General features: G+C 46.0%; 12 protein-coding genes and 1 rRNA gene. 8 read left to right on the top strand and 5 right to left on the bottom strand.

Annotated features, from left to right (window positions below):
* Complete coding sequence (gene glyQ, locus KI742_RS19575) at window positions 1–918, bottom strand: glycine--tRNA ligase subunit alpha (protein WP_005383818.1); 918 nt, start codon at window positions 916–918, stop codon at window positions 1–3.
* 484 nt (window positions 919–1,402) lie between these two features.
* Here glyQ and KI742_RS19570 point away from each other — a divergent pair, with 484 nt between their 5' ends.
* Together KI742_RS19570 and KI742_RS19565 are read left to right on the top strand one after the other, a co-directional pair.
* Window positions 1,403–1,957, top strand: coding sequence for a TMEM165/GDT1 family protein (locus KI742_RS19570; RefSeq protein ID WP_005378877.1), 555 nt, complete (start codon window positions 1,403–1,405; stop codon window positions 1,955–1,957).
* Window positions 1,958–2,117: 160 nt separating this feature from the next.
* Window positions 2,118–2,378: a hypothetical protein gene (locus KI742_RS19565; protein WP_005378878.1), complete on the top strand. Its 261-nt coding sequence runs from the start codon at window positions 2,118–2,120 to the stop codon at window positions 2,376–2,378.
* A gap of 44 nt (window positions 2,379–2,422) precedes the next feature.
* Here KI742_RS19565 and tusA read toward each other — a convergent pair whose 3' ends face one another.
* Window positions 2,423–2,671: a sulfurtransferase TusA gene (tusA, locus tag KI742_RS19560; protein WP_005378879.1), complete on the bottom strand. Its 249-nt coding sequence runs from the start codon at window positions 2,669–2,671 to the stop codon at window positions 2,423–2,425.
* A 133-nt stretch (window positions 2,672–2,804) separates the two neighbouring features.
* Between tusA and KI742_RS19555 the strand changes: the two genes are divergently transcribed.
* On the top strand, window positions 2,805–2,987 hold the full coding sequence (locus tag KI742_RS19555; protein ID WP_225497069.1) for a hypothetical protein: 183 nt from the start codon (window positions 2,805–2,807) through the stop codon (window positions 2,985–2,987).
* A 168-nt stretch (window positions 2,988–3,155) separates the two neighbouring features.
* Entirely contained in the window at window positions 3,156–4,100 is a 945-nt protein-coding gene (locus tag KI742_RS19550; protein ID WP_005378881.1) for a LysR family transcriptional regulator, read from the top strand.
* 52 nt (window positions 4,101–4,152) lie between these two features.
* Here the strand turns inward: KI742_RS19550 and KI742_RS19545 are convergent, their stop codons facing one another.
* The 3 genes from KI742_RS19545 to fadB all read right to left on the bottom strand — a co-directional run bounded on the left by KI742_RS19545 (window position 4,153) and on the right by fadB (window position 8,747).
* Window positions 4,153–5,133 (bottom strand): MDR family oxidoreductase, encoded by a 981-nt coding sequence (locus KI742_RS19545; protein ID WP_005378882.1) that lies wholly within the window; start codon window positions 5,131–5,133, stop codon window positions 4,153–4,155.
* Window positions 5,134–5,385: 252 nt separating this feature from the next.
* Window positions 5,386–6,561, bottom strand: a complete 1,176-nt coding sequence (gene fadA, locus KI742_RS19540) for an acetyl-CoA C-acyltransferase FadA (protein ID WP_006743176.1) — start codon at window positions 6,559–6,561, stop codon at window positions 5,386–5,388.
* 14 nt (window positions 6,562–6,575) lie between these two features.
* Window positions 6,576–8,747: a fatty acid oxidation complex subunit alpha FadB gene (gene fadB / locus KI742_RS19535; protein WP_225497067.1), complete on the bottom strand. Its 2,172-nt coding sequence runs from the start codon at window positions 8,745–8,747 to the stop codon at window positions 6,576–6,578.
* Between the two features lie 261 nt (window positions 8,748–9,008).
* Between fadB and KI742_RS19530 the strand changes: the two genes are divergently transcribed.
* From KI742_RS19530 to KI742_RS19515, 4 genes are all read left to right on the top strand, one after another.
* Entirely contained in the window at window positions 9,009–9,632 is a 624-nt protein-coding gene (locus KI742_RS19530; protein ID WP_005378891.1) for a YigZ family protein, read from the top strand.
* 46 nt (window positions 9,633–9,678) lie between these two features.
* A complete protein-coding gene (locus KI742_RS19525) occupies window positions 9,679–11,136 on the top strand; it encodes a TrkH family potassium uptake protein (protein ID WP_225497065.1) in 1,458 nt (485 codons plus the stop codon).
* 9 nt (window positions 11,137–11,145) lie between these two features.
* Window positions 11,146–11,673 carry a menaquinone-dependent protoporphyrinogen IX dehydrogenase gene (hemG, locus tag KI742_RS19520; RefSeq protein WP_005378894.1) on the top strand — a complete coding sequence of 176 codons (528 nt, stop codon included), beginning with the start codon at window positions 11,146–11,148 and terminating at the stop codon, window positions 11,671–11,673.
* A gap of 445 nt (window positions 11,674–12,118) precedes the next feature.
* Window positions 12,119–12,369: ribosomal RNA gene (locus tag KI742_RS19515) — 16S ribosomal RNA — on the top strand; the annotation flags it as partial.

Genomic DNA, 12,369 nt, shown 5'->3' with positions numbered 1-12,369 from the left:
TTACGCTTGTTCTTTCTTACACATTGGGAAGCCAAGAGCTTCACGCGATGCGTAGTATGCTTCTGCAACTGCTTTCGTCAGGTTGCGGATGCGTAGGATGTAACGTTGGCGTTCAGTTACTGAGATCGCTTTACGTGCGTCTAGTAGGTTGAATGCGTGACCCGCTTTTAGAATGCGCTCGTAAGCAGGTAATGGCAGTGGCTTTTCAAGCTCAAGCAGCTCTTTACACTCTTTTTCACACTGTTCGAAGAAGCCAAATAGGAATTCAACGTCTGCGTGCTCGAAGTTGTAAGTTGATTGCTCTACTTCGTTTTGGTGGAAGATGTCACCGTAAGTCACTTTGCTGCCGTCTGGTGCGATGTTCCAAACTAGGTCGTAAACAGAGTCTACTTCTTGGATGTACATTGCTAGACGTTCGATACCGTAAGTGATCTCACCAGTTACTGGCTTACACTCAAGACCACCAACTTGCTGGAAGTAAGTAAACTGAGTCACTTCCATGCCGTTTAGCCAAACTTCCCAGCCCAGACCCCATGCGCCTAGTGTTGGGTTTTCCCAGTTATCTTCTACGAAACGGATGTCGTGTACAAGAGGGTCAATACCAAGAACTTCAAGGGAGCCAAGGTACAACTCTTGAATATTGTCAGGCGATGGTTTTAGCGCTACTTGGAATTGGTAGTAGTGCTGAAGACGGTTAGGGTTTTCACCGTAACGGCCATCAGTAGGACGACGTGAAGGTTGTACGTAAGCTGTCGACATTGGCTCTGGGCCAAGCGCTCGTAGACAGGTCATTGGGTGAGAGGTACCCGCACCCACTTCCATATCTAGCGGTTGAACAATGGTACAACCATTTTGAGCCCAATAATCCTGCAGCGCGAGGATCATTCCCTGGAAGGTTTTGATATCGTATTTTTGCATAAGTCAGGTTCGCGCGATTCTCTTGTTACTCGTTAATTCGTCATCTATGCCGAGTTTTTCAACTCTAACAACGGCGATAAAGAGTAATTACGGTTGAATAAATTAACAATCTAGTATAACCAGATATTGAGCATGGGAGTAGAGCTAATCTTGATTAATTCGTGGGCGATTTTCTCCTTTAATGAATTTTTACCGCGTTATCTGCTGTATTTTTCCTAAAAGGGAGTTTTTGCCTGCTTTGGCTCTTGAGAAGCGCAACAAAGGTGGCTAGAATTGCGCCTGTCTTTGGGGAGTAGCTTACCTGATGAAGTTTCTGTTTCATCTGGTTCGTCCGTCAACATAATTGGTGCAAAATCACCATGGCGTTCGAGACTTGAAGCCTTTCAAGTTTAGCAAGACCTTAGACAAATCATCACGAACCGGGGTAGGGGCGTGAGGTTTGTCTTCGGTTAAAAATAATAATCCCTGCCCCAATGAGCATGTCGTGAGCGTTTTAGCTATTTCAATTACTACTGTAGCGTTAGCAGAAATTGGCGATAAGACCCAATTGCTATCTCTATTACTCGCAAGTCGTTACCGAAAACCAATCCCAATTATTGCAGCAATCTTTTTGGCAACTATTGCCAACCACGCTTTGGCTGCATGGTTAGGTGTGGTTGTCGCAGACTATCTATCACCTGAGATTTTAAAGTGGGTGCTGGTGGTCAGTTTTGTCGCGATGGCGGCTTGGGTTCTGATCCCGGACAAACTGGATGATGACGAACAGATTTCTAATCGAGGCCCATTTATTGCCAGCTTTATCGCGTTCTTCGTTGCGGAGATAGGCGATAAAACTCAGATCGCCACTTCCATCTTAGGGGCGCAATACGCGGATGCGTTAAGTTTGGTGATTATCGGTACCACAATCGGTATGCTGCTGGCGAATGTTCCTGTGGTCCTGATTGGTAAATTGTCGGCCGACAAGATGCCTTTAGGGCTGATCCGTAAAATCACCGCATTTTTGTTTATTGCTCTGGCAATAGGGGCTGCACTGTTCTGATTTTTTGCACGTGAAATGATGTGAGTTATCAATCATTAGTGGCGTGCTGCGCGAGTTCAAACTCTGACTCTAAATCGTTCCGTTGCGTGACGGATGACATATAAGTGTCATACTTGTCATGGTAGTTTAATGGTGTGAATGATAGCGAGAGGGCAAGTTTATGCTTACACGTTACATGGGGATGTCCCCGAAGAGTCAGAGTTATTTATTCACTTTTGGTTTAGCGCTGTGTTTACTAGCGATGGTGCTAACTGATATGTGGTTACCGATTGTAGCAGGATCGTTCGTTCTTACTGGATTGACAGTAGAAGCGTGGATTCGTGTCGCTCACATCATTCCTATGCATGAAGAGATGCGGGCAATGAAGAAACAACTTAACAAGCTCCAATCAGAAGTTCGCACACTCGAATACGACGAATAAACAAACGGCAGCCAATATAGGCTGCCGTTTTTAGTTCGACCAGATTATTCCAATCCTTTCTTGATCAGGTACTGATACGGAACTTGCTCCGTTTGCGCCGCAACTAATTGGTGGTCCATAAAGCGGCAGAAACTCGGAATGTCTCGAGTCGTGGATGGATCGTCTGCTTTGACCAGCAAAATCTCACCATCTTGCATGTTGCGAATTGTCTTCCTGACCATCATCACTGGCTCTGGGCAGCGCAGTCCTTCCGCCTCTAATGTCTTGTTTGCCAGTTCAGGATTAAAGCTCATAGTGTGATTCTCGTAACTAACTGAGCGTTGAATTTTACTTTCGTTGAAAAAATATTCAATAACCACTTGGCAAACCGAATTTTTTGTTTTACCTTAAATTAACAATTTGGTAACAACTGGCAAGGGAGAGGCAATGTTAACAGCGTTAGACAGACTTACGATTTACTCAGTGCTGTGTTTTATCTCGTTTTGTGCATTGGTACTCAGGACGCCAGCTGACACCTCTTTGACGCCTCTAATAGGCATGGTTGCCACTATTATTGGGATTTGGATCGAGATGCGCAGATGGTCTGGCGCATCTGAGCAAGAAAATTAGCGCTTCTTGCTTGGATCAGAATGCTTTTAATAACGCTCACCTATTTTTTACCGACACTTCATTCCGACACTATCCCCATTTTTCTTGGGCTTCCCCGCTGAAAGGCGGGATTTTTTTTGCCTAAAGAGTACAATTTACCCAAACACATACAAAATAAGTGGCTAATTCGTGGAACTGGAAGATATCTATCGCCGAGATTTAAATTTACTGGTTGCGTTGCGAGTACTGATAGAGGAAAACAGTGTCAGTAAGGCAGCAACACGTCTGAACTTGAGTCAATCGGCAATGAGTCGTGTGCTTGGTCGTCTGCGTGACTTATTGGGAGATCCGCTGTTTACTCGTCAGGGACAGCATTTGATCCCAACTCAGAAAGCGTTAGAGATCGATCGCTCATTGGGCGAGCCATTAGAGTCTTTACGTCAGTTGTTATCTCCGGTTGAGTTTGACCCATTGCAATGCGTGCAGACTTTCAACATCGTGACCACCGACTATGCCATGCAAACGATCTTACCGTTCGCTTTGCCGAGAATTTACCAAGAAGCGCCGAATGTGTCGTTTAACTTCTTGCCACTGCAACACGACCGCTTATCTGATCAATTAACATATGAAGGTGCAGACTTAGCGATTTGTCGCCCGACAGGCCCGGTGGAGCCTCTACGCAGTGAAGTGTTGGGGCGAGTAGGGGTGCTGTGTATGCTTTCAAAACAGCATCCATTAGCGGATAAAGAAATGAGCTTGGATGATTATCTGAGTCATCCACATGCCATGATTGCCATCAGTGATGGGGTTAAAGCGCTGATCGAACAAGCTTTGATGGAGAAACCTAAGCGTAAAATGGTTCTGCGGGCTTATCATTTAGAAGCCGCATTGGCGATCATGGATACCTTGCCAATTATCATCACAGTGCCAGCGGACTTGGCGTATCTGGTTGCCGAGCGTTATGACTTGGTGGTGAAGCCGTTACCATTCCAATTCACGCCGTTTGAATACTCGATGATTTGGCATGCGCGTTGCGAGCATTCTCCTGCTCAAGAATGGTTAAGAACGATTGTGCGTGAAGAGTGTAGCCGTCTGATAGCTAAACGTATCGAAGATATGGGACTGAACTGCTAACAAAAAAGAGCCAGCAATGCCGGCTCTTCGTCTGTTTACACTGAGTCAGTGTTTATAGCTTGATAACCACACGACCCGTTACTTGACCGTTGGTGATGTCTTCTGCATATTTCGGTGCTTCAGCAAGAGCAACTTCAGTACACGCTTGCTCGAAGTAGCTGTCTGGTAGTAGCTCGACCAGCTTTTCCCATGCAGCGATACGTTTCTCTGTAGGGCACATTACTGAGTCCACACCTTGTAGGCGAACATTACGTAGTATGAACGGCATCACTGTGGTTGGTAGATCAAAACCACCTGCAAGACCACAAGCTGCAACTGCACTGTTGTAATCCATTTGCGCCAATACTTTTGCTAGTACTTTGCTGCCTACAGTATCAACCGCACCTGCCCATACTTGTTTTTCAAGCGGACGTGCTGGTTCTTCAAATTCAGTACGGTCGATGATGCGGCTAGCACCTAGTTTTTCAAGTAGCGGGCCGTTTTTCTCTACACGACCTGTCACTGCAGCAACTTTGTAGCCAAGCTGTGCTAGAAGCGTTACTGCGACTGAGCCTACACCGCCACTTGCGCCAGTTACTAGGATTTCGCCATTTTCAGGTTTGATGCCTGCATCAAGCAGTGCTTGAACACACAGCATACCAGTGAAGCCAGCAGTACCAACCATCATTGCTTTCTTGCTGTCTAGACCTTTTGGTAGTGGTACTAGCCAATCCGCTTTTAGACGAGCACGCTGAGACATACCACCCCAATGGTTTTCACCCACGCCCCAGCCAGTAAGGACAACTTTGTCACCAGCTTGGTAGCGGTCGTCTTCTGAGCTTACTACCGTACCTGCTAGGTCAATACCTGGCACCATCGGGAAGTTACGGATGATTTTACCTTTACCTGTGATCGCAAGACCGTCTTTGTAGTTTAACGATGAGTAATCAACGTCAATCAGAACGTCGCCTTCAGGCAGTTGTGTTTCATCGATTTGCTCGATGTTAGCGATAGTACGTTTGTCTTCTTGATTTAGAACTAGAGCATTAAACATAAGGTTCTCCGATTGTGCGGTAGCATGACTCTGGGTCACATGCAGCAAGATATCAACTGGTCTAAGTGTATGTCTTCTTTGTCTATGAATAAAATGAAACTTGAGCATTTAATGTATGCTCTTCATGCATAATTGATGTAAAACAAAAAGGGCGACATCAATTGTCGCCCTTAAGTGTAATACTAAAAATTTTATTATTAGTTCATTTGCTTATGATTGTTGGCTCGATCACTACAACAACGTCTTGAACTGTTATGGTCGTTCAAATACTGTCGCAATGCCCTGACCCAAACCGATACACATGGTGGCCAGACCGTATTTCGCGTCTTTCGCTTCCATTAGGTTGATCAACGTTGTTGAGATACGTGAACCAGAACAGCCTAGTGGATGACCCAATGCTATCGCACCACCGTTAAGGTTGACCTTCTCATCCATAACATCAAGCAGGCCTAAGTCTTTAGCACACGGCAGAGACTGCGCGGCAAATGCTTCGTTTAGCTCAACCACATCCATGTCTTCAATTGAAAGACCGGCACGCTTGAGCGCTTTTTTCGTCGCAGGTACAGGACCGTAACCCATAATAGAAGGATCGCAGCCCGCAATGGCCATGCCTTTAATACGTGCACGAATCTTCAAGCCAAGTTCATTAGCTTTCTCTTCACTCATGATCAACATCGCTGATGCACCATCGGACAGAGCCGATGATGTACCGGCTGTTACTGTACCGTTTGCAGGGTCGAACACTGGGCGAAGTTGAGATAGACCTTCAACGGATGTTTCAGGGCGAATCACTTCGTCGTAATCCAGAGTGAACAGTGTGCCGTCTGCTGCGTGGCCTTCAATTGGTAGAATTTCGTTTTTAAAACGACCCTCTACGGTTGCTGCGTGCGCACGAGCGTGAGAGCGAGCGGCAAACTCGTCTTGTTGCTCACGGCTAATACCATGTAATTTACCAAGCATTTCAGCCGTTAAGCCCATCATGCCCGCAGCTTTTGCTACGTTCTTTGACATACCTGGGTGAAAGTCTACACCGTGGTTCATTGGCACATGCCCCATGTGCTCAACACCACCAATTAGGCAGATTTCAGCATCGCCAGTCATGATGGCACGTGTACCGTCGTGAAGCGCTTGCATTGATGAACCACACAAGCGGTTAACCGTCACGGCGCCAATTTCAATCGGCAGGCCCGCGAGTAGCGCGGCATTACGTGCAACGTTAAAGCCTTGCTCTAGTGTTTGCTGTACACAGCCCCAGTAGATGTCTTCAATCTCGCTTGGGTTCACTTGTGGGTTACGCGCAAGAATGCCTTTCATTAGGCGCGCAGATAGATCTTCTGCTCGTGTATGACGGAAAGCACCACCTTTAGAGCGACCCATTGGAGTACGTAGACAATCGACTACGACAACATTTCTTGTTTGATTAGTCATTTTAGAATCCCTCCTTAGATAGAACCTTGCTGTTGTGCACCGTAAAAGCTTTCACCTTTCGCCGCCATATCAATCAGCATTTGCGGTACTTGGTACATCGCACCTAGCTCGGCGTGTTGTTTTGCCATTTCAACGTATTCAGCAATACCCACGCTGTCTAGATAGCGGAATACGCCACCGCGGAATGGAGGGAAACCAAGACCATAAACCAATGCCATATCTGCTTCCTGCGGAGTCGCGATGATGCCTTCTTGTAGGCACAGCACCACTTCGTTGATCATTGGAATCATCATACGTTGAATGATGGTCTGATCGTCAAAGTCCAGCTTATCGGCACAAACGTCAGCAAGTACTGGTAAGATCGATTCGGAGAAGGTTTTCTTCGGCTTACCTTTTTTATCTATGGTGTAGCTGTAGAAGCCATTACCATTTTTCTGACCATATTTGTCTGCTTCGAACAGTGCATCAATCGCATCACGACCTTGTTTACCCATACGCTCAGGGAAACCCTCTGCCATCACAGCTTGTGCGTGGTGCGCGGTATCAATGCCGACTACGTCAAGCAAGTACGCCGGTCCCATCGGCCAGCCAAACTTACGCTCCATGACTTTGTCGATTTTCGTAAAGTCAGCACCATCACGAAGTAGCATGCTGAAGCCGCCAAAGTATGGGAACAATACGCGGTTAACGAAGAACCCTGGGCAGTCATTAACGACAATTGGTGATTTGCCCATTTTCGCAGCATACGCCACAACACGATTGATGGTTTCATCAGAGGTGTGCTCACCACGGATGATCTCAACAAGAGGCATACGATGCACTGGGTTGAAGAAGTGCATACCACAGAAGTTTTCTGGGCGTTTTAGTGATTTTGCCAATAGGTTGATAGGAATCGTCGAGGTGTTTGAGGTGATAACGGTGTCGTCACCGACATGGGACTCAACTTCACTCAAAACTGCTGCTTTTACTTTCGGGTTTTCAACGACAGCTTCAACAATCACATCAGAGTTTTCAATACCTGCGTAATGTAAGCTCGGTGTGATTGACGCTAAAATACCCGCCATCTTAAAGCCATCAATGCGACCGCGAGATAAGCGTTTATTCAGCAGCTTAGATGCTTCAGTCATGCCTAGGTCGAGCGATGCTTGCGCGATGTCTTTCATTAAGACTGGCACACCTTTTAGCGCTGATTGGTAAGCAATGCCGCCACCCATGATACCTGCACCTAATACGGCTGCACGTTGCGTGTCTTTACTTGCTGACTTCGCTGCTTTTTTCGCAATGCCTTTGATGTATTGATCATTAAGGAATAGGCCAACGAGTGATTTTGCTTCTTCCGATTTAGCCAATTTCACGAAGTGCTTACGTTCAATGTCTAACGCTTCATTACGTGCAAAGCGAGCACCTTCTTCAATCGTGATAACGGCTGTCATTGGGGCAGGGTAGTGAGGACCTGCTTTTTGTGCCACCAGACCCTTCGCCATGGTGAAGCTCATCATTGATTCAAGCTTACTCAGCGTTAGAGGCGATGTTTTCTGTGCTCGGCGTGCTTGCCAGTCAAGTTTCTCATTAATTGCAGAGTTAAGAGTTTGTAGTGCTGATTCGTATAAAGCATCAGTCTCTACAACAGCATCGAGTAAGCCAATTTTCAATGCTTCATCAGCTCGGCATGCTTTACCTTGGGTGATGATTTCCATTGCGCTGTCTGCGCCAATAATGCGAGGTAAGCGTACACAACCACCAAAGCCCGGCATGATTCCCAGTTTCGTTTCTGGTAGGCCGATGCTGGTGGTTTTGTCACCAATACGCATGTCTGTTGCTAGCACGCATTCACAACCGCCACCAAGAGCGTGGCCTTTGATCACTGAGATGGTCGGAACGGGTAAGTCTTCTAATTTGTTAAAGATGCTATTAGCAAATTGCAGCCATTGGTCGAGCTCGGCATCCGTTTTAGCAAACAGACCTAAAAACTCGGTAATGTCTGCGCCTACAATGAATGCGTCTTTATCTGAAGTGAGCAACAACCCCTTGAGGCCTTGATGGGCAATGAGCGCATCAAGAGCTTTATCTAGCGATTCTAATGTCGCTAGGTCGAGTTTGTTGACGGATTTTGGAGAGCAGAAGCTTAGCTCTGCAATACCATCTTGTATTTCCTTTACCTGTAGGGTTTCGGCTTGGTAAATCATTGTCTATCTCCATGACATACAATCGTGGATTGTCTGTATACCTATTTCAACGACGCCGTGTACCTCGGCAAATAGGTATCGAGGAAGTCGTTTTATTTTTGTTCTGGTTTGACCAGTAAAGTTAGTTTGGATCGTGGATTGTTTAATTTCAATACATTTTTTAAACAAGTGTTTAACATTGTGCGCTGTGGCAGATCTTATGCGACGGGTAAATCATACTCGTGATAGACTTCAGGCAAATAGACATGAATCCATAATCCTATGAATGACAAGCCTTATCTGATTCCAGCAGAGCCCGCTCAATTTGAAGAAGAAATTAAAAAGAGCGTCTTCATTACTTATTTGGCACACACGCCAAGTATCGAAGCTGCAAAAGCATTTGTTGATCAAATCAAAGCTAAACACGCTGATGCTAGACATAACTGTTGGGGCTTTGTTGCTGGTCGACCAGAAGATTCGATGAAGTGGGGCTTTAGTGATGATGGAGAACCTTCAGGGACGGCAGGCAAACCAATCCTGGCGCAGCTGTCTGGATCTGGGGTGGGGGAGATCACGGCTGTGGTCACGCGATACTCTGGTGGAATCAAGTTAGGTACAGGCGGCTTGGTTAAAGCGTATGGGGGTGGGGTTCAACAAGCGCTCAAGCTGCTTCAAACTATTGAGAAAAAAATAACCACAAAGCTCAGACTAACGTTAGACTATGGGTTTATGCCTATCGCACAATCAATCATGCCGCAATTTGGTGCGATAGAAGTCGAGGCTGAATACAGCGATCAGGTCGTATTAGTGGTGGAAATTGAGCTTCGAGAAGTGAGCGCGTTTACCCAAGCAATCATCAATAAAAGCGGGGCAAAGGCAATTGTCACTCCGCTAGACGGACAATAATGAAAAACAGGAAGCAACAGGGACAGCTTCGCTAGTCAATTTATCCATGCAATTTCGTTCAATTATTCGAATCGTCGGGCTACTGCTCGCACTCTTTAGTGTCACTATGCTTGCGCCAGCACTCGTTGCGCTGATCTATCGAGATGGTGCTGGTGTGCCTTTTGTCACGACATTTTTTGTTCTGCTGTTTTGTGGGGCCGTTTGTTGGTACCCAAACCGCAGGTATAAGCACGAGCTTAAAGCTCGAGATGGCTTTCTTATTGTCGTCTTATTCTGGACAGTACTTGGCAGTGCAGGCTCGATCCCCTTTCTCATTGCTGACAATCCGAACGTCTCAGTGACAGATGCGTTTTTTGAATCGTTTTCTGCTCTCACGACGACCGGGGCGACCGTTATTGTTGGTTTGGATGAGTTACCTAAAGCGATTCTATTCTATCGACAGTTACTGCAGTGGTTCGGCGGTATGGGAATCATCGTATTAGCGGTGGCGATTTTGCCAGTACTTGGCATCGGTGGTATGCAGCTTTACCGCGCCGAGATCCCAGGTCCAGTCAAGGATACTAAAGTGACGCCGCGCATAGCAGAAACTGCTAAGGCGCTTTGGTACATCTATTTGAGCCTGACTATCGCCTGTGCTTCGGCTTTTTGGTTAGCTGGTATGACGCCATTTGATGCCATCAGTCACAGCTTTTCCACCATTGCCATTGGTGGCTTCTCTACCCACGATGCCAGCATCGGATACTTTGATAGTTACGCGATTAACCTGATTACGGTGGTTTTTCTGCTTATATCTGCATGTAATTACACACTGCACTTTGCTGCATTTGCATCAGGTGGCGCACATCCCAAGTATTACTGGAAAGATCCTGAGTTTCGCGCCTTCTTGTTTATTCAAGTGCTGCTATTTATCATTTGCTTTCTATTATTACTGAAACATCACTCTTACACATCGACATACGATGCTTTCGATCAGGCTCTGTTCCAAACCGTATCAATATCCACAACAGCGGGCTTTACGACAACAGGTTTTGCGGATTGGCCGCTCTTCTTACCTGTGCTGTTATTGTTCTCTTCCTTTATAGGTGGTTGTGCTGGTTCAACAGGCGGCGGCATGAAAGTGATCCGTATCCTGCTTCTTACCTTACAAGGTGCGCGTGAACTAAAACGTTTAGTCCATCCACGCGCGGTTTACACCATCAAAGTAGGTGGCAGTGCCCTACCGCAACGTGTTGTCGATGCGGTTTGGGGTTTCTTCTCCGCATACGCATTGGTATTTGTGGTTTGTATGTTGGGGTTGATTGCAACAGGAATGGATGAGCTCAGTGCGTTCTCGGCGGTGGCTGCGACTCTGAACAACCTCGGTCCTGGCTTGGGAGAAGTGGCGCTTCACTTTGGTGATGTTAACGACAAAGCAAAATGGGTATTAATAGTTTCTATGCTGTTTGGTCGTTTGGAAATCTTTACCTTACTTATTCTACTTACGCCGACGTTTTGGCGTAGCTAAGGGGAAATCGTGGCAAAAGCATTATTTCTATACTCTTCCCGCGAAGGGCAGACTAAAAAAATTCTCCACTATATAGATGAACAACTTCCAGATTTCGATTGTGAGCTGGTGGATTTACATAATGTCGAGACGATTGACTTCAGCCAATACGACAGAGTATTGATAGGCGCCTCTATTCGCTATGGCCATCTTAATAAAAAGCTATACCAGTTTATTGAGCGAAACCTCAATCAATTGGAGCAAAATAAAGTGGCATTTTTCTGCGTAAACCTAACCGCTCGTAAAGAGGACCAAGGAAAGGATACTCCTGAAGGTAGTGCCTACATTCGCAAGTTCCTAATTAAGTCGCCTTGGAAACCAACGCTAATCGGTGTTTTTGCTGGTGCACTTTATTACCCACGTTATAGCTGGTTCGACAGAACTATGATTAGGTTCATTATGTCGATGACGGGTGGCGAAACCGATACGACCAAAGAGGTGGAGTACACCAATTGGGAAAAAGTGGCTCTTTTCGCAGATAAATTTAGAGAACTGTAGAAATAACGTGCTCTTTTGACCGCTTTTGATGCAAATTTATCCGAACGATAAAAAAATCAAAAAAAAACGAGAAAAAGGGCTTGCCAATGTGATCGCAATCTCTATAATGCCACCTCGCTGACACGGCAACGCTTCGAAGCTTAAGTTTCGAAAGTAAGAAGCCAAGTTAGCAAGCCAAATTAGCCAAGCAAAAAAGTGATTGACACTAAACTTTAACTCGCTAAAATGGCCGTCCTGTTTTGAGCAAAGCTCAACAGGAAAGCTCTTTAACAATATAGACCTATCAATCTGTGTGGGCACTCGTTGATGATAATCCAAATAGTTTCTTCGGAAACAATTTAGGTTTCAATGATACGAAGTGACCATTGAATCTTCGGATTCAGCACAGTCAATTCAAACATTACTTTATGTAATGTTCAGTATTCATTGAGCCGAACAAAATCTTAAATTGAAGAGTTTGATCATGGCTCAGATTGAACGCTGGCGGCAGGCCTAACACATGCAAGTCGAGCGGAAACGAGTTATCTGAACCTTCGGGGGACGATAACGGCGTCGAGCGGCGGACGGGTGAGTAATGCCTAGGAAATTGCCCTGATGTGGGGGATAACCATCGGAAACGATGGCTAATACCGCATGATGCCTACGGGCCAAAGAGGGGGACCTTCGGGCCTCTCGCGTCAGGATATGCCTAGGTGG

It is taken from the genome of Vibrio sp. D417a, assembly GCF_030248595.1.
GTDB lineage: Bacteria > Pseudomonadota > Gammaproteobacteria > Enterobacterales > Vibrionaceae > Vibrio > Vibrio alginolyticus.
The sequence above is the reverse complement of the archived record's forward strand: the minus strand, read 5'-3'. Positions and strand labels throughout refer to the sequence as shown.

Excerpts from the sequence above, each read along its gene's own strand:
- KI742_RS19565 (WP_005378878.1), top strand. The coding sequence starts at position 2,118 with ATGCTTACACGTTACATGGGGATGTCCCCGAAGAGTCAGAGTTATTTA.
- fadB (WP_225497067.1), bottom strand. The coding sequence starts at position 8,747 with ATGATTTACCAAGCCGAAACCCTACAGGTAAAGGAAATACAAGATGGT.
- KI742_RS19555 (WP_225497069.1), top strand. The coding sequence starts at position 2,805 with ATGTTAACAGCGTTAGACAGACTTACGATTTACTCAGTGCTGTGTTTT.
- glyQ (WP_005383818.1), bottom strand. The coding sequence starts at position 918 with ATGCAAAAATACGATATCAAAACCTTCCAGGGAATGATCCTCGCGCTG.
- KI742_RS19530 (WP_005378891.1), top strand. The coding sequence starts at position 9,009 with ATGAATGACAAGCCTTATCTGATTCCAGCAGAGCCCGCTCAATTTGAA.
- KI742_RS19525 (WP_225497065.1), top strand. The coding sequence starts at position 9,679 with ATGCAATTTCGTTCAATTATTCGAATCGTCGGGCTACTGCTCGCACTC.
- KI742_RS19545 (WP_005378882.1), bottom strand. The coding sequence starts at position 5,133 with ATGTTTAATGCTCTAGTTCTAAATCAAGAAGACAAACGTACTATCGCT.
- tusA (WP_005378879.1), bottom strand. The coding sequence starts at position 2,671 with ATGAGCTTTAATCCTGAACTGGCAAACAAGACATTAGAGGCGGAAGGA.
- fadA (WP_006743176.1), bottom strand. The coding sequence starts at position 6,561 with ATGACTAATCAAACAAGAAATGTTGTCGTAGTCGATTGTCTACGTACT.